The 15,786-nt window shown below is 58.6% G+C and carries 17 protein-coding genes; 10 read left to right on the top strand and 7 right to left on the bottom strand.

The window, feature by feature from the left end; genetic code table 11:
• Positions 1-280: 280 nt before the first annotated feature.
• Genes AB4Y79_RS16765 through AB4Y79_RS16755 form a run of 3 tightly spaced genes read right to left on the bottom strand, consistent with a single transcriptional unit; the run spans position 281 to position 2,234 of the window.
• On the bottom strand, positions 281-733 hold the full coding sequence (locus tag AB4Y79_RS16765; protein ID WP_441864141.1) for a hypothetical protein: 453 nt from the start codon (positions 731-733) through the stop codon (positions 281-283).
• Positions 730-1,746, bottom strand: a complete 1,017-nt coding sequence (locus AB4Y79_RS16760; RefSeq protein ID WP_441864138.1) for a hypothetical protein — start codon at positions 1,744-1,746, stop codon at positions 730-732. Before AB4Y79_RS16760 ends, AB4Y79_RS16765 begins: the two co-directional genes overlap by 4 nt.
• A complete protein-coding gene (locus AB4Y79_RS16755; RefSeq protein WP_441864136.1) occupies positions 1,743-2,234 on the bottom strand; it encodes a hypothetical protein in 492 nt (163 codons plus the stop codon). The genes AB4Y79_RS16760 and AB4Y79_RS16755 overlap by 4 nt, the downstream gene beginning before the upstream one ends.
• A 579-nt stretch (positions 2,235-2,813) precedes the next feature.
• On the opposite strand from AB4Y79_RS16755, the gene AB4Y79_RS16750 reads away from it, so the two are divergent.
• From AB4Y79_RS16750 to AB4Y79_RS16735, 4 genes are all read left to right on the top strand, one after another.
• Complete coding sequence (locus AB4Y79_RS16750; protein ID WP_441864133.1) at positions 2,814-2,969, top strand: hypothetical protein; 156 nt, start codon at positions 2,814-2,816, stop codon at positions 2,967-2,969.
• Positions 2,966-3,757, top strand: coding sequence for a hypothetical protein (locus tag AB4Y79_RS16745; RefSeq protein ID WP_441864130.1), 792 nt, complete (start codon positions 2,966-2,968; stop codon positions 3,755-3,757). The genes AB4Y79_RS16750 and AB4Y79_RS16745 overlap by 4 nt, the downstream gene beginning before the upstream one ends.
• A 147-nt stretch (positions 3,758-3,904) precedes the next feature.
• Entirely contained in the window at positions 3,905-4,828 is a 924-nt protein-coding gene (locus AB4Y79_RS16740) for a hypothetical protein (RefSeq protein ID WP_441864128.1), read from the top strand.
• An 85-nt stretch (positions 4,829-4,913) separates the two neighbouring features.
• Positions 4,914-5,912, top strand: coding sequence for a hypothetical protein (locus AB4Y79_RS16735; protein WP_441864125.1), 999 nt, complete (start codon positions 4,914-4,916; stop codon positions 5,910-5,912).
• A gap of 712 nt (positions 5,913-6,624) precedes the next feature.
• Here AB4Y79_RS16735 and istB read toward each other — a convergent pair.
• Positions 6,625-7,413: an IS21-like element helper ATPase IstB gene (gene istB, locus AB4Y79_RS16730; RefSeq protein WP_441864123.1), complete on the bottom strand. Its 789-nt coding sequence runs from the start codon at positions 7,411-7,413 to the stop codon at positions 6,625-6,627.
• Positions 7,403-8,953: an IS21 family transposase gene (istA, locus tag AB4Y79_RS16725; RefSeq protein WP_441864121.1), complete on the bottom strand. Its 1,551-nt coding sequence runs from the start codon at positions 8,951-8,953 to the stop codon at positions 7,403-7,405. Before istA ends, istB begins: the two co-directional genes overlap by 11 nt.
• Positions 8,954-9,381: 428 nt before the next feature.
• On the opposite strand from istA, the gene AB4Y79_RS16720 reads away from it, so the two are divergent.
• Entirely contained in the window at positions 9,382-10,116 is a 735-nt protein-coding gene (locus AB4Y79_RS16720; protein WP_441864118.1) for a hypothetical protein, read from the top strand.
• Between the two features lie 143 nt (positions 10,117-10,259).
• On the opposite strand, the gene AB4Y79_RS16715 is transcribed toward AB4Y79_RS16720, so the two are convergent.
• A complete protein-coding gene (locus AB4Y79_RS16715) occupies positions 10,260-11,249 on the bottom strand; it encodes a hypothetical protein (protein WP_441864116.1) in 990 nt (329 codons plus the stop codon).
• Between the two features lie 212 nt (positions 11,250-11,461).
• Between AB4Y79_RS16715 and AB4Y79_RS16710 the strand changes: the two genes are divergently transcribed.
• A complete protein-coding gene (locus AB4Y79_RS16710) occupies positions 11,462-12,010 on the top strand; it encodes a hypothetical protein (RefSeq protein ID WP_441864114.1) in 549 nt (182 codons plus the stop codon).
• Between the two features lie 59 nt (positions 12,011-12,069).
• Here AB4Y79_RS16710 and AB4Y79_RS16705 read toward each other — a convergent pair whose 3' ends face one another.
• Complete coding sequence (locus tag AB4Y79_RS16705; RefSeq protein WP_441864111.1) at positions 12,070-12,591, bottom strand: hypothetical protein; 522 nt, start codon at positions 12,589-12,591, stop codon at positions 12,070-12,072.
• Positions 12,592-12,783: 192 nt separating this feature from the next.
• Between AB4Y79_RS16705 and AB4Y79_RS16700 the strand changes: the two genes are divergently transcribed.
• The 4 genes from AB4Y79_RS16700 to AB4Y79_RS16685 all read left to right on the top strand — a co-directional run bounded on the left by AB4Y79_RS16700 (position 12,784) and on the right by AB4Y79_RS16685 (position 15,603).
• Positions 12,784-12,942 carry a recombinase family protein gene (locus AB4Y79_RS16700; RefSeq protein ID WP_441864108.1) on the top strand — a complete coding sequence of 53 codons (159 nt, stop codon included), beginning with the start codon at positions 12,784-12,786 and terminating at the stop codon, positions 12,940-12,942.
• Positions 12,943-12,952: 10 nt separating this feature from the next.
• Positions 12,953-13,372 (top strand): recombinase family protein, encoded by a 420-nt coding sequence (locus AB4Y79_RS16695; protein WP_441864106.1) that lies wholly within the window; start codon positions 12,953-12,955, stop codon positions 13,370-13,372.
• A gap of 68 nt (positions 13,373-13,440) precedes the next feature.
• Entirely contained in the window at positions 13,441-14,277 is an 837-nt protein-coding gene (locus AB4Y79_RS16690) for a hypothetical protein (RefSeq protein ID WP_441864103.1), read from the top strand.
• A 663-nt stretch (positions 14,278-14,940) separates the two neighbouring features.
• Positions 14,941-15,603: a hypothetical protein gene (locus AB4Y79_RS16685; protein ID WP_441864100.1), complete on the top strand. Its 663-nt coding sequence runs from the start codon at positions 14,941-14,943 to the stop codon at positions 15,601-15,603.
• The last annotated feature ends 183 nt before the right edge of the window (positions 15,604-15,786 follow it).

Here is a 15,786-nt window from a genome sequence, read left to right as displayed (position 1 = left end):
CCTTCGGCCGGGGTGGGACTCGACGACCGGTCCTAGGCATGCGTGGCCAATCCCCTGCTCATACCAAAAGCTATATCGTCCCGGCGCTCTCGTTTGTTCCGTAGCGGGAAGTTCGATTTCTAGGGCTCCGTCTCCATTGGCGTGCACGGCCCAAACCTTCAAATCCTCACGACGGCTGTATTTTGGCACCACAACTTGACGAGCGAAGTACGCTGCACCGGCGACGCCTGCAATCAAAGTCCCGAGTGCAGCAAGAACTCCCATCCTGATAGCCCTACGACTAGTTGCTGTCGGCATCGTCCACCTCCTGGGCCCTCTTCCGTTCGTCGATCACTTGGCGGAGCCTCACCAGGGTTTCCGGAGAGATCCCCTGCAACTGACGAGCAGCGAAGTTCCGCACACGTGATTCACGCAGGGTACGAAGAAGTTCCAGCTGAGCGTCTACGAGCTTTGGTATCTCCCCGGCATCGTCCAAGAGGTAATCCCGGTCCACTCCAAAGAATTCTGCAAGGTTTCGAAGCAACGAGGGATCGGTCGCCAACGAGCTATCCCCACTGCGCATGTAGGCCCAGCGAGAGCGGGAAAGTGGCGTTCCACGTTGACTCATGTGCCGGTTGATCTCGGGGTAGGTCAACGCCTCCGACCCCTTGGCCTCATAGAGGTCAAGAAGAAGGTTGAGCTTTCGTGCCAATCTGGTCTGAGGGGTTCCGGAGGAACCGGCATCATCCGTCATATCGCCCGCTCCCCTTTCCGTCGGCGAACTGGAATTTGGCGCACGAAAGGTCCCGCCAGATAGTTCTCAGCAGCGTTCAAGACCTTGAGGTCGTGGATGTCCAAGGAGCTGCCTAAACCGGGCTCGACTAAAAGTGCGTCCTGTACTTCAACAAGCATCCGATGGAGTCTTTGGGCTTGGTCCTGGTGGCTGATCATTTCGGTGTCGCGCACGAGCCGAACGTTCTGCCGCTTCTTTGTTGTTTTTTCCCAGATTTTCGTGAGGTCGCCAACCAGCTCCGCCTCCGTCGCGGATTGCTTACGGCGGAGGATTCGACGCACCACGGGCGGGATGGCCAGACCGACGCACAGGAAAGTCATGGCGGCAACGACCGCGGCATCATAAATTGGCGCGACCGCACCCATAGCCGCCAGGCGCCCTTGCAAATGCAGAACGTCCATGGCCAGCACAAGCAATACGAGAAGAACAGCGAAGCTACAGCCAACCCCGATGAACGTAAATGCCGTGCGGAAATAGGGTCTCAACATATCGCCGCGAAATCGAAAACACGTAACACCGGTAACGCTAACCACGTAGCCGATGTAAACGAACTGGATGGATGAGTAGAGGGCTGCAGACCACTGGTCACCGTAATCCACCATGAAACGAGTGGAACTCCCCTGTGTGACGATGGCGCTGAAGCTGGCTGTAATGCCCGCGATCACAGAAGCCAAGAGAATCATGCCAGCAATGTCCCGTTTCTCGAACGTCTCATCCGGTGTAGCCGCGCGGACGATAGCTCTCGAGAGAAAGTAGATGCCCACGACCATAGATATGTTGGCCAACAGGTCCACGAAGTTACGACCGCCCAGGACAGAATCAATGCCCAAATAGACCTGATCGATGTTGAGCGTCAGTGCGACTGCAATCGTGATCGCGGCCGTCACCACGCTGTGATCGCGCCGTCTCCTGATTCCAGGCAACAGGCAAACGACGAGTAGCCAAATCATAGCTGCGGCCACTGTCTGGATCATTCGAAGACCTTCTCGAACGATCGTGGCTCCCTGGCACTGTTCCTGATTGCTGCTGCGAAGAGATCTGCCAGCGATTCCGCAGCGGCTTCCAACTCATCAGTGAAGCTGCTCCGGGCAAGGACGCGCGAGACCAAGCCCACGGGTAGGTTCGGGAACAGGACCTCTATGTAATCGGCCGGGACGACTAATTCGTCGTGCCTCAACACCATGTGTCCGAGTTCATGCAGGACGAACTGCTGCCGGTGCAGCCCAGAAGGACTAATGGCATGCAAGATGATCTCGACATCATCCGTGGAAAGCCACAACCCACAGACGGAGCCTCCATTCAGCACTCCTGCAGCTTCAATCTCTATCGGCCGATGACGGAGACCCTCGACCACCTGGACCAGGCGTTCCAAATTTAGGTGTGTCGGGAGCACCAAGGAATCGAAGGCGTTAGCGGCGCGTTCTCCCGGCGACTGGCCTGAGGAATATGTGTAGTCGTCCATGAGCATCCCCAGTGATGCGTTCAACCTCGGCTCGTAGTGACCCAGCACAATGGCCTTCTACCTCTCACGAGCCCTCAATTCCATTGAACGCCTATGCTCTGGACATGTCCAGAGCGCTGGATCAGCGAAGAGGTTTGATTCCACCGAAAGCCATGGATGATCATCGGAATCCTCAGCGGTGGTATCGGTCTGGCTCTGATGGCAGCCGCCCCCCAATATGCTCGTTCTCGGAATCGGCTGGACAATCGCCCAAATCGGGTTCAACGCCAACCAGGCGGTTCTGAACGCCGTACTTCCGGATGCCATCCCTGACCAGCAACGCGGTCGTGTCACCGGTCTCCATACCACTGGGGCAACAAGCCGCTTGCCATAGCTACCGCACGCTTGACGCCTCAGCAACGGCAACACAAAGGCCTTGACAGACATAGAAGAGTCTACTTCGCACTGCGGATGATGATCCCCTGCCCTGCACGGTTCACGGCCCGTGACCTACGCCGCAGCGACAAGAGACATCAACCCTTCTCGCGGGAGCTCGAACGGACCTTCACAAGAGCGGCGGCCTAGGATGTGGGAGTGAAAGTGACCATGACCGTACATGCCGGCAACGGCGAACTCAGCCACGTCGACGCCAAAGGCGAGACGTATGAGGCAGCGAAAGCCGCCGCTGAAGCCATGATCCACGAGGGATCGAGAGCCATCAGCATCCGTATTCTGCGGACGGATGACGAAGCATGAGGCGGGAAGACGAACCGCAGGAGTTCGCTGTAGCGGAACTGTACTTCGGTGAGATCCGTTCATGGCTGCCCTATCGAGAGTCGGCCCAGCCATGGCAGATCTCCGCGGGGAGTCAGCTGGCAGGCGATGACGAGCTGACTGCCCCTTACCGTGTCTCGAACAACATTGCCAATGCCCTGGTGAGTGCAATAGACCATCTTCATACCTTGGACAGTCTGTTGATTGGGGCTGGTGCGAGCCATACTCTCTCACCTTTCACACTGATCCGCGGAGCCATCGAATCCGCAGCCCAGGCAGCCTGGATCGCTTCTCCGCAAGAGCCACAGTTGAGGGTGACTAGGTCACTTTCGCTGTCGCTGAAAGAGGCACAGGACCGCGCCAACGCTTACGGGGAAATCGCGTCCCAACGCCCCCAGCACGCCGCAACGCTCCCTGACTTCAAGGAGGACGAGGCCGAACTAAACGAGATCCTGGCCAAGACCGGGTTTTCCTCCAAGCTCAAGGCCCCCTCAAGCACACAGATACTCAAAGATGTCCGTGAGCTGGTCCCGAGGACATCGGTCCTTTCGATATGGCAGCTGTGCTCCGGATTCGCCCATGCGCGACAATGGGCCTCAGATGCCGTCCTGACTCCGACAACTGCAGTCAGCCTCGCAGACGGCGTCACCGGAAAACACAACCGACCAACGATGAAAATTACTGTCTGGGCCATGACCGCCGCCATGGACCTCACCAGGTACAGCCTCGACCGTTACACGGAGCTAGCACAGGCACAGAGTACAGACTAGGAAGCGTCCGTCGGCAACGAACGCCTCAGCGAAAATCAATCAGGTCACACGTCCAAGCTCACAAAGCCACCGCAGCATCGTGTCGGCGTCCGGTGGGCCACGGCCGCCTCAAGAAGAAGTGTCTGCCGGTGATGGCACGATGACACCATGACCGACAATTACGTCTTCAGCACTCTGACCAAGGCTGTGAAAGAGAAATCACCCCTGCGCGATTATTTCGATATAGCCTTCCCCAACCGTCGTTCCGTCAACTCACGGTTTCGGGCTTCATCCGGGGCGCTCCTGGTTCCCGGTCAGGGCGCCAATCCCGGGACTATGGGTACGGCGTTCGACAACACCGTCCGACTGAGACTAGCCCCGGAAGAGGTCCCGTTCCCAGTACTTCATGGCGCTGGGAAGCTTATGGGCGCGGGCGGGATAGCGCTTGTAGGTGAGCTTTCCGACTTGTCGGTGTCCTCCCGTGAGAACCTTGCCCGCGTCGCTTGGGTGTTTGCGCTTTTTACCGAGGCGTTCAGGTACCCGGCGGTGTTGCCAGCTTCGTTGGAAGAGGCTCTCGAAAGCGGACTTGGCGACGCGGACTCCTTTGTGGGTCTTGCCGCCCCTGGCATCGTTGAAGAGCTCCTTCAGCTTGACGATGTCGCCGACGCGAAGTTGTACCCGCACCTGACGAAGCCAGTGACCGTAGGGCCCATATTTCACGGCCTACCTATCGCAGCGGATGCAGACCTCATTCACGATGGAACCCTAATCGAACTCAAAGCAACCCTGGGACGATCCGTTCGGGGAGCCCGGCAGGATGAGTTGAAAACCGAATCGCTGCTGCAGCTGATCGCTTACGGGCTCGTCGATGCGGAGGACACCTTCTCCATCAGCTCACTCGCCCTCTACTCGGCCAGGTATGGCCATTTTGAAAAGTGGGACCTTGCCGAACTTCTCCAAGAGTTGGCGGGCCGACCAATTGATTTGGTCGAGGAACGCCAACGGGTACAGGACTTGATCAAAGGCAAGTGGCTAAGCCCTTTAGCGTTCGACGAGAAAAACTCGACTCGATCCTCAAACCGGGGCCCCTGACGGCATCGATGTTGGGGACACCGGATCTGGAGTTCTTTGGCTGCAACATCCGGTGAATGTCGGTCCGTCGTGTGAGACTGTGGTCGTGATTGAGCGAGCAGTGGATTTTGAGCGCCTCCGTTGGATGCGTTGTGGGACATGTAGCAACGAGTGGCACATCAACTCGGAATGGCTGGCCCTTTTTGAGCAAGGAGCTGAGGCCTGCCCCAACTGTGGTACCGACTACGAACCATTGGGGCGGCCTGACTTCTGGGTTTCGCCAGACGATCCGTGCCACGATGACTCCGCAGTGGGGGGTTCCTTCTGGTATCACACCTCTACGCACTCAAACGGGCCTGATCGGGCTTTCGACCCAACGGCGGGTCTCACAACGGTCACCAAAAGGAGGTTCCGAAGCATCTCGGGCGACGAAAGTGCGCTGGAGCGCTGGGCTTCTCGGCAGAGGGCCAAGGCGCTTCACCTGGGCACCTACGAAGCGGCGATCGAGAACATGCTCCGCCGGATGAATGATCAGGACGGCGTCAACGACCAGTTTTATCTGTACAGGGTTCGCCTCCGTCAGGATGCCATCATCGAACCGGGTGTGCATCCGGAACTCTCCGGCACGTTCGGTGACGTGCACTTGAGTGAGCACTGCTCACCTGAGATAGACATCTTCCGCTATGTAAACACCCATGAAGATCCATCAAGCATTTCTCTCGCGGTCCGGCATGAGGCGATCCACGCCGTTCAAATGATCCCCATCCCGTTGAGAGTGGACGCCGGCGATGCTTGGGTCAGCGCCGCGACGTCGCGTCTGATGGAAGCCGCGATACGGTCGGCACCCGAGCCAAAAACCGACGTCGAACGAATGCGGCGGCACCAGAAGTCCACGCTCTCCATCGAAGCATCCAGCTTGGAAGAGGAAGTCGCGGAAAGGTTGCCGCTCGGGCTTCGCGACAGGTTTGATCGGTACTTTGATGAAAGTAGCCTAACGGCCGAGCCAATCGCGTTCCCCGCGAAACTTGCTGGTTTAGCCATGCTAGTGAACAATCCGCTAGCGGTCCTGGAACTGCTCGACACTATGCCATGGCGTGAGGTCTAACCTTCGATCCACCCGTGAGTGGTCTCTCTTAGACCCTTTGTACTGCTGCAAGGACTTGGTGCGCATCCCCAAAGTTGGCGTGTACACAAGCGGGCTGCGGCATCCGGCCTCGCCAGCACCACGGGATCGCAACCGAAGAGAACGTGAAGTGGGATGCACTCGGTGTTTGACGGGAGGGTACCCGGCTCAGCGGTCAACGACTGGCTTCAGGGGCAATCGCTTCTAAGCCTTTGCCGGTGCTGGAGAGTGCATGCAGAAGCCCTACGTCAGGTTTCCCCCTCCGCGGCCAGCGCCAAGGTTGCCTTGGAACGAATGGTAAGTCTCTCAGAAGTCAAAGAGCTTGAATCGTCGCAGTGACTATCAGGGAAAACCTACTCGGCTGCACTGGTGGAAAGAGTTCGCAGGCCTTCTATAGAAGTGACAGACAGTCTCGTCCAATTTCCAAGCGCTGGGACACTGGGTGGCCTGGGTTCGGCGCCGCACCCAGTATCCGGGGCACGCCGTACTTTACTGGGGATCCAAGTAGCCTACTCACCATGACAAGCTGGCAAACCACTTCCCCTGTGTCAACGGCAACTTAGAAATGACCGGTGGTGGCAGGTTGGTTTGCCCGCTGGCGGCAGGTGATTGACCGGTGGCGGCAAGTATTTTTGGACAGGGTCAGGCGCTTGGGCGTGCCGGGTTTTCGGGGGCGCCTGACCGGGGTTTGGGGTCAGTTCATGGGGCGGGTTCCTTTCCCGTTTTGGGCTTGCATGAGGCGGACGGACTCGCCGCTGGTTTGGCAGAGGTGGGCGTGGTGGAGGAGCCGGTCCACGGTTGCGGTGGCGATGGTTTTGGGCATGAGTTCATCGAACCCGGAGGGGTGGATGTTCGAGCTGATCGCCAGTGACCGTTTCTCGTAGGAGGCTTCCACGACCCGGTAGAAGCCTTCGGCGGCGTCGGCGGAGACCGGCAACAGGCCTATGTCATCGATGCAGATCAGGTCCACGTTGGTGGCGCGGGTGATGGCTTTGTTGACGCTGTCATCGATGCGGTGCCGGCGCACGAGCGCGCCGAGGTCTTCCATGCTGAGCCAGGACACGGACATGCCCTGATCGATGGCCTGCTGGCCGAGGGCTTCCAGGAGCAGGGTTTTGCCGGTGCCGGAGGGCCCGCAGGCGATCAGGTTTTCACGCCGCCGCACCCATTCCAGGGTCCGCAGGAACGATGTTGTCGCCGCCGGGAGGGTGGAGAGGGCTTCGTCCCAGACGTCGAAGGTCTTCCCGGTGGGGAATCCTGCGCGTTTGCGGCGGGTGGCCAGCATGGAGGCGTTCCGGCCGGTGGCTTCGGCTTCGAGCAGGACGCGGACGACTTCGGTGGGGTCCCAGCGTTGGGCTTTCGCGGTGGCCAGGACGTCGGCGACGACCGCGCGGGCGTGTGGCATCCGGGTCGTGCGCATCAGTGCGATCACGTTCTGGACCGCGGTGTCGGCCAGGGGCGGGGTCATGGTGTCAGCGCTCATCGATGGCTCCTTCAAAGTCTTCATCACTGGTGGTGTTAGGGGCGGTGCCAAAGTTGGCCCAGCCGCCGGTGCCCTGGCTCAGCCACCGGCCCTGGTCGGTAACGGTGTGGGTGGCGCTGGCTGTGTGGCTTGTGGCGTTGCCGGTGTTGACGATGGAGAGCAGGTCCTCATGGGTGAAGCGCTGGTGTACCGCTGCCGCTCCGAGGCCCTTGTCGACCTCGTCGGCGCCGAGGACCTTGGCGAGGGTGACGGCGCGTTCCATTTTGTGCCGGATCTTTCCGGTGCCTGCGGCGGCTGCTTCCTTGAGCCAGAGCGCTGCCCCGGCGCCGAGTGCCAGGAACTCTTCCTCGGCCTTGTTCGTCGGGCGGATGACCCGTTCCAGAGCGCCTACGGGGGCCGGCGGGAAGTGGTCGTCAATGATCGCGGGAGTGCCGGGGCGGGTGAGTTTGTGCCGGGCGACCTCGACCGGGCCGCCGTCCCCGACATGAACGATGATCACCTCGGTCTCGGTCCTGCGCACCCAGACCATCTGACCCATCAGGGTGTGCGGGACGGAGTAGCGGGACTGCTGAAAGGTGATCATGGGCGTGTTCGGCGGGACTTGGCGGGTGTGTCCGAAACTCGCTGTCACCGGTGTCGCCGGGACCGGGTGCAACCGGGGCTGTTCGAGAACCCGGAGCATGTCCTTGGGGATCTCGAGGGTGACCCGGTGCACCCGCGAATTCACCTCTTCCATGAACGCCTCACACGCCGCCTCCAGCTCGGAGAAGGACCGGTACCCGGGCAGGAGGTTGGTCTCTTTGGGGACGAGGTCGGCTTTGGCGATCTTGACCGCGTTCTCCACTCCGCCTTTCGATGCGGGGTCTGCCGGCAGGCAGGTCTGCAGCGAGGTTGAGTAGTGCCTGGTGAACGCCACGATCTGGTGGTTGCGGACCGGGATCCCGGCGACGTGCTCGATCGTGACGGTCTTCTCGTTGTCGGTCAATACGTAGGTCGGGACCCCGCCGATCAGGCGGAATGCCCTGTCGAGGGCGGCGAACACGCTCGGCATGGTCTTATCCCGCAAAGCGATCACGATCCGGAATCGGGAGAACGCCAGCCATGCCACGAACAGCACGGTCTTCACCCCGTCAACGACGGGCCCGTCGCCGTAGTCATACTGGAGCCACAGGCCCGGCTCGGGAGTCCAGGGGCGGTGGACGCGCACGTTCCGGGCCCGGTACTTCGCCTTCAATTCGGCCAGCGTGGTCCGGGTTGTCCGCTCACACCCGGTGAAGCCCAAAGCCTGGAGCTTTTCATGCACCACGTCGCCGCGGATCTTCCCGCGGGACTGCTCGACCCAGGAGATCATCTGGGGCAGGAACGGGTCGGTCATCCGGCCGCGCTGTCGGGCCACGGGCGCCTGCGCGCCGTCCTGGCGGGCCTTCACGTAGGAGCGCACCGTGTTATGCGAGACGCCGCAGATCTTCGCGGCATCCCGGTACGACCGGGTCAAATCGTAAGCAGCTAAAATTTCCATGAACTCTCCTGGAGACTTCACAACGAGCCCCTTCCTTCCCGTAACGGGTGAAATACAGACGATTGGCATCGCCATTTCACCGCGGAAGGAAGGGGCTCTCCCCGTAACGACACGAGGGACGGACAAGAGGAATGCCGGCGCGTGAGACCACTAAAGATGGCCGGCTGCTGTCCAAAAATGCTTGCCGCCAATGGTCAAAACCACTGCCGCGAACGGTCAATCAGTTTTGCCGTCTCCGGTCAGTTTAAAGTTGCCGCTTACACCCTGAGCTTCGTGCTCGGCTGCTCGACATATCGGACCTTTTCCTGCATTGCCGTCAAGTGTTCATCGAGGTGAACGATCGCTACAGGTGGTCCCCTGAACCGGAATCTGGTGCAGCCCAAGCTGCCGCAGATTTGCCGTCGCCTGACGGCCGGGTCCCCGACTCGACTGGGGAGACAGGTCATCGAATGATAGCGGAGGTCGTTCAAACCTTCCTCCTCACTGCTAGTGGTCATCTCGGTGCGCTAGCAAGCCTCTATGCAAGCGCCGAAGTGTATTTCTCACCACCCCTCCTGATTCGAGCAGTAATCGAGAACTGCGCTCACGCCGTTTGGGTTCTCGGGGATGATCCAGATGAGTCCTCGGAGAACCGACTCGCGCGCGCCTACCTCGAAGAGCTCATAAGTGCGGAAGAGGCAAAGAAGAACGCTGGTCGCATGCACACAAAATCTCACCCGAGCTACGTGCGGGCTGAACGAGCTTACAAGTTGCTCAAGCGTCAAATCTTGGCTAGATTTCCCAGCGCGACCCGGGAGGACCTTGGGGAGCGTCGGCTCAACGGGCAAGTTCTTCCGGGCCTCGAATCCTCAGTGATGTGGATGTACGCGCTTACTGAAATGCACGGAGGAACTATCGGCCAGGACTCAGCATCGGGCATCTACGGCTTTCTTTCGAACAGGACGCATCCAACGCTCTATCCGGCGAGACAGCGGCGTCGATGGGACGACGACGAGGAAGACGGACGCCGGGTCGCGTACGTACATGTGGAGATCGGTGATCTCGAGAAAGAGGCTCGGGCCGCTCTGGCGGCTTTCTACAATGCATTCAGCTACACGGTCTCCTATTTTGGTTGGCCCACTGAGGAAATCAACCGCCTTGAGGCACAGTTCGAAGAAACGATTCCAACGTTCTTCCGTGACTAATCAGTAATCGCGTTGTACAGCAACGATGACTGCACGGCGACTTGCTCAGGACGGCCGGCCCCTACGCGAAGCAGATATTGATTCGAGCGTCGGCGCGACGGAAGTAGTTGTAGTGTGTCCCACTTCCTTCGTTTTGAGACGAGTCAGTTGAAGGAACCAGCACTGATGATGACCAGTCCAGCCAAGTTGGCTGTATCCAGTCCAACAGGTGCCCCCCCGCTAAGCGCGTTCAGGACATATCCCGGTGGAGTTCGACGCAACCCTCGCAAGATTTGAAGGAAGTAAGGAGCAGGGAGATGTCCCTGGTCGAGCGGTAGCGACTCGAACATTAAATCTTCGCTGATTTGATCATCGCGAGTCAGTGTCTCTTCAATAGCTGTTAACTGCAGAGATCGCCGCTCTCTAGCCTTGGACACGAGCTGCCTGGCCACTGCCTGTGGCGTGCCGGCCGCTTCGGTGGTCATAAATTCTTGCAACTCTGGGGTAAGCCCGACCATCCATTTTTGTGCATTTGGCGTTTCAGTGTCCGCTTGCGGATCCGCGAGACTCTCCATCGGGATCGATTGTCTATAGGCAACCGCCGCTTCTACGCCTATACCGTCGGCCAGTACGGACGGGTAGAACGAAACGGACTTACGGATGCACCGCTCGCACTGCTCATAGTCGGAGGGATGGTCTTTTACACCGCATCCGACGGGTTTTCTGTAATTCGGAGAGCCAAGATAGAGGGCGTAGCTAGGCGCTACTTGAAGGGCATCCGCCGTCGCATGTAGATCTTGCCACTGCTTCCCAGACTTATATCCAAAGTCGATGAGCCATCCGTCGTTTTTGTCTTTCTTCAGACGCTTCGCTTGCACAAGCATGCCGAAGGATGCACCGTCGTCGCCAACCCACCACCACAACCAGTCTGCTCCCATGCCTGCTCCACGCTCTTTCAAACGCTTGTCGCCCCCCTCTTGAAGCTTGGTGAAGGGAACGACTTTCACCAGAGGGTAGGCCTCAGCGAGCACTAGGTTGGTAATGGTCTCCTCGTCCCAGTCCAAGCCGGAGGTCTCCCCCTTGACCATGAATTGATATGCGGCGTTTCGCGCTTGCTCAAGGACTTGTTGGAGAGTAGGGCTGGAGTTAGTCACCCTGTAATGATGACAGTCTCACCACCAAACAAAAGTTGCATCAGTCCATGAGAGTGCACCAAAGGACGCCGACTGCAGAGAATCCTGTCCCTATTTGAGGGGGACCCAGTGCGGAGAAGGGTGTCCCCGTTCCTTAGCTTCGGGACTAGAGCGACGCCGCCGCCGGATAGGGTGAGTGCAACCAGCTACGCAGGCAACAGCGAAAGGACATCATGGCAACTTCCGAAAAAGCGGCAACCAAAATCATTGATGGTTTCAGAAAATCAAACGAAACATTCGACCGTGAGTGGGGACGTTTGGAAACCTTTCAGAAACAACACGGAGCTTTGTCGTTTGATGACCAAGACCTTGTAGACCCCATTGACCGTGCAATCTCACAGCTCGTTGCGGCTGTAGGGGAAGACATTGATCACGCCCTGATCGTCAACGCGCCAAAGGGCCCTCCGGGGTATGCACTCGAATACCATTGCGCGGTATTCGGCAAGGGGGTGCTGGCCTATGTTGTATTCAGCAACGCAAGCCGCGATCCCGAGATCCTAGTGCGCACCATCCCCCGGAGCTCGATCACTGAAATTCAAGTTCGGTCCGCAAAGGACTACCGGAACGAAAACGGTTGTCTTGTGTATGTCGTGAAGTACACGAATGGGCCAACTCTCGATATCCGCGAACGGAACAGCGAAGGCCAGGACGTCGCAGAGCCGGGAGCGTGGCTCCAAGAACTCTTGGATGATCTTCGGGAAGACCTGGCAGACGCCCGATAGCAACGGAGGACGGGCACGCGCTGTGCTGGCCTTCCCTTGCAACTAGCGTTTTCACCTATCTACAAAGTTGGTGGATACCCAGGCGTTGGTATCACGTCGGAGGCCCAATTCAGGACAAACCATCTATTGTCATTCAGCTGCATGACCATCGGATACGCCAAACTGTCAGCGCCCGCCTCCCAGGCCCCACCCGGCGGGATTTCTGCGTGGACGTATAGTAGCTCTGTGTCCAGCGCTATGACTCGTGGAGCGACACCGATGCCGGAAGTCGTGAGGTCCAGTGGGTACGCCTTCCGAAAGTCTCGAAGAAGCACCCTTTCGAAATCGGCCCACAGAGGATGTTCCTTGGCCCCGCTTGAGGCCAATGCGGGGGAGATTTTTACCAACTCATAACCCGCCTGCCGCAGAGCAATTTCATTAGCTGTCGCCCACCACTGCACCCAGCAGAGGCGAAGCTGGGGATGAACTAGCGGCCAGGCTCTGGCCAGGTCTTCCTTATAGAAGGCATCCAAGAACTTCAAGGCAACGGACACTACCTGCGACTGAGCGCTAGCTTCATTGTTTTCCCGTTCGAAGGTCATTCGCCAATTATCACCGAAGCTCGAACCACTCCCGTGGAGTCCCACTTCCTTAGAACCGGGACACTCATTTGGGACACTCACCCAACAGTTCCACGCCCGCGCGAATCCTCGTCACGCTGATGTCCCGTTTGTTATTCCAAAACTAGCGCATCGGTCGACTGTCTCAGAGACAACTTTAGGCACGCTTCACGCATGGATATTGGATATGCAAGGGTCTCCACGGCCAAGCAAGACTTAGGCCGCCAACTCGACGCCTTGGCCGCCACCGGCATCACCAAACTCTTTGCCGATAAGAAGTCCGGAGCGACCAGGGACAGACCCGGGCTCCAAGGGGGTACTGGATCATGCTAGGGAAGGCGACGTGGTCGTGGTACATACCTTGGACCGATTGGGCCGAACAGTCCGCGACACACTAAACCTGATGCACGAGCTCAAAGAGCGTGGGATAGGTGTCCGCACGTTGGCTGATCCGCTCCCCATCGATACCTCGGACCCAGACAGCCCGATGGCTCAGCTGGCCGTGGTGATGCTCGCGCTCTTCGCCGAGATGGAACGAACCTATGCGGCAGAATGGGCCGCCCATGCCCGTGCTGTGGCCACGGCCACCGGCCGGCGTACCGGACGACCATCTGTAGTCGATCCTGACAAACTCGAACATGCCACGATGCTCCGGGACAAGGGAGTCACCATTCGAGAGTTCACCACGAAAACAGGGCTAGCGCGCACTGCTCTGTACCGGCATCTCCCGCCTCGAGCATCCACTCCGGGTCCAGGGTCCTGACCCGCGCAGCCCCACCGTGAGATCCCATTGGCTGGATTTCTCTGCAAACGTCTAGTCTTTACAGAACTATGTCTGAAGAAAAGAAGCCGTGGTGGCATAACACGCGTCGAGTTGGTTGGTTGATAGTTGGCGTCGTATTGGTGGTGCTGTTGGGGTTGCTCCGATGGTTCACTCTGCCAAATCCTCGGTACTTTTGGCCTAAAGCTGCCGAGGACTGGTCAGCATGGGGCCAGTGTGTTGGGGCTGTGGGTACTGTCCTTGCTGTTGTTTATGCAGCAAGGACTCTGCAGTCCACTTCCGATGCCCAGATACGAGAACAACGTGATCGACGGCTGGAAATGGACTTCTTAGAAGCTAAGGAGGCCGAGGACGCCCTCAAGCTTCGTCCCGGCGCCACGGGGTTCCCCCGTGAGAGTGATGAATGGGGAGATAGCGAAGACATCACAGGCGCACGCATTTTCGTTCAAAACTTCTCTGAACATCCTTTTCACGATGTGCAGATTTTTATACCCGAGGACTCATTTCATGAGGGCCTGCCGCTCACGAACATCGAGTTTTGGGAAACTGAGCTCATTCGCAAAGAAGATACTGGTTATGGCCCGGGAAGATGGTCTGTGATCGATCCCTTGGGGCATCCTCTTCCAGACACAAACTTCTTCACGCTAGGCACTGTTCTCCCAGGAAAGTGCCGCGGCGTTAGTTTTGACTTCTCTGGATACGAGTCAACGATGAACTGGCATCACAGAGCCTTCCCTGGAGACGACCCCTTCGCCCGGAGCATCATGCTGGTGGTGGTGTTCGTTGATCGGAACGGTAGGACCTGGCAACGAACATCTCGGGATGGTGGCAAGATCATGAGGCTCCATCGGGAAGCTTATAGGCCGGCTTTAGCGGAATCCGCGTAAGCGGCCCAATGCAGCGGGCCTCCCTCCCTGCCTCACCATTCGAAGATTCCGCCCCTCGGCCCCGGATTACGGCCTAGCTGCATTTCCAGATCTTCGTAACGTCGCTGAGTTATCCAGGAGACCAAAGGCTCCGAAGGCCCTACGATCAACGCTATGAGCTACGGAATCCCAGAATCTGTTCACGCCCAGTTTCCTAAGAGTGCAAATCGGCGGAAAGTCGTTGTAAATGCATGGCATCCAGACAGAACGACCTTGACGCGGCCAGAACCGGGAGGAATGGACGGGTGGGTTCCGGTAAGTGAACTAGCCACTGAAGCACTGCTAAAACGGCTTAAAGAAGATGGCTACACGTGGGTCAACCTACACGCCGGGGGATCGGCCACGCCTTACAAAGACGTGCAGCTCTCACGATTAATCTGACTTAACCAAGGATCTCCCCACGCCTGACTCCCCCATTAGGGGGCCAGCCGCAGCGCCGTCTCATCGTCTGGCGGTAGCTTACCCGGTCCACTCATCTGGGGCTGAGAGTTTGTCCCGCTTCGGCAGTGGCGATGACTGTCAGTCGTGGTTCGCAAACAGACAACCTCGCAAGGGGCCGGACACACTCTCCGGCCCCTTGCCATAACCGAACCCTTGAACGAGAGATGCGGATATGATCCGGGCATGACTGAATTGGATCTTCTCCTGAAGGCCATCGTTGAGGATCTCGGCGATCCCTCCGCCTGGAGAGCCCCCGTGGAGTTTCGTAACTCTCTTGCGCTGTGCGCCCTGAACTCGGCCTACTCGCTACGCGGGAGCTCGGCCGCAGCGACGAATGTACTTGCCAAGTACCGCGCGTTTCGCTCGACATCAGAAACCGACAGCGGTTCGGACTTGATGAAGGCTGTGGAGAGCGCCGGTGGCCCCGCAGACTTTGCCCGCGACATCCTGCGCAACGAAAGCAAGCTCCCTGGAACAAATCGCGTACGACCCGAAGGTATCTACGAGGGCCTCTCCCGGCTCACAGCCCTGCAGACCCCTGTCAGCACTACGGAACACCTTCGGACGGCCGTGGCTGCCGGAGATAACTCCGTAAAGGCAGCATGGCTTTCAGTCAAAGGCTTCGGCGCGCTTGCCTGGTCATACCTGATCATGAATGCAGGAGTCGGCACCGAAACAAAGCCAGACGTGATGGTACAGCGCTATCTCGCCCGATTTCTCGGCGACGGGAACAAACTGACCCCAGCACGAACACGGAACCTCCTCCAGCTTGCCGCAGCAGAGCTCAACGTTGAACCCCGAGCCTTGGACCGAGCCATATGGCTACACGAGAGCCCTTCGAAATAGCTGCCAGGAGAAGGATCCTTTACCTGGCAGCCTCAGGAAACAGATCTCGGTCTGCCTCAGATGCCCCTCCCCCCGCGTCTGCTGAGACACTTCGCGGCGAGGCGACTAAACGAGATTCCTCCTGCGCGTGAAATCCCCGCCTTTCTAGGAGTTTGACGGCCGCCGCTCCAGCAGACGACACTC

The sequence above is a fragment of the Pseudarthrobacter sp. YAF2 genome (assembly GCF_052113345.1).
In the GTDB taxonomy this organism is placed as follows: domain Bacteria; phylum Actinomycetota; class Actinomycetes; order Actinomycetales; family Micrococcaceae; genus Arthrobacter.
Note: the sequence above shows the minus strand (reverse complement) of the source record. Positions and strands in the feature narration are given on the sequence as shown.

Bases quoted from the DNA above. Each gene is read 5' to 3' on its own strand.
- AB4Y79_RS16765 (WP_441864141.1), bottom strand. From the start codon at position 733: ATGACGGATGATGCCGGTTCCTCCGGAACCCCTCAGACCAGATTGGCA.
- AB4Y79_RS16760 (WP_441864138.1), bottom strand. From the start codon at position 1,746: ATGATCCAGACAGTGGCCGCAGCTATGATTTGGCTACTCGTCGTTTGC.
- AB4Y79_RS16755 (WP_441864136.1), bottom strand. From the start codon at position 2,234: ATGGACGACTACACATATTCCTCAGGCCAGTCGCCGGGAGAACGCGCC.
- AB4Y79_RS16745 (WP_441864130.1), top strand. From the start codon at position 2,966: ATGAGGCGGGAAGACGAACCGCAGGAGTTCGCTGTAGCGGAACTGTAC.
- AB4Y79_RS16740 (WP_441864128.1), top strand. From the start codon at position 3,905: ATGACCGACAATTACGTCTTCAGCACTCTGACCAAGGCTGTGAAAGAG.
- istB (WP_441864123.1), bottom strand. From the start codon at position 7,413: ATGAGCGCTGACACCATGACCCCGCCCCTGGCCGACACCGCGGTCCAG.
- AB4Y79_RS16720 (WP_441864118.1), top strand. From the start codon at position 9,382: ATGATAGCGGAGGTCGTTCAAACCTTCCTCCTCACTGCTAGTGGTCAT.
- AB4Y79_RS16710 (WP_441864114.1), top strand. From the start codon at position 11,462: ATGGCAACTTCCGAAAAAGCGGCAACCAAAATCATTGATGGTTTCAGA.
- AB4Y79_RS16705 (WP_441864111.1), bottom strand. From the start codon at position 12,591: ATGACCTTCGAACGGGAAAACAATGAAGCTAGCGCTCAGTCGCAGGTA.
- AB4Y79_RS16700 (WP_441864108.1), top strand. From the start codon at position 12,784: ATGGATATTGGATATGCAAGGGTCTCCACGGCCAAGCAAGACTTAGGC.
- AB4Y79_RS16690 (WP_441864103.1), top strand. From the start codon at position 13,441: ATGTCTGAAGAAAAGAAGCCGTGGTGGCATAACACGCGTCGAGTTGGT.
- AB4Y79_RS16685 (WP_441864100.1), top strand. From the start codon at position 14,941: ATGACTGAATTGGATCTTCTCCTGAAGGCCATCGTTGAGGATCTCGGC.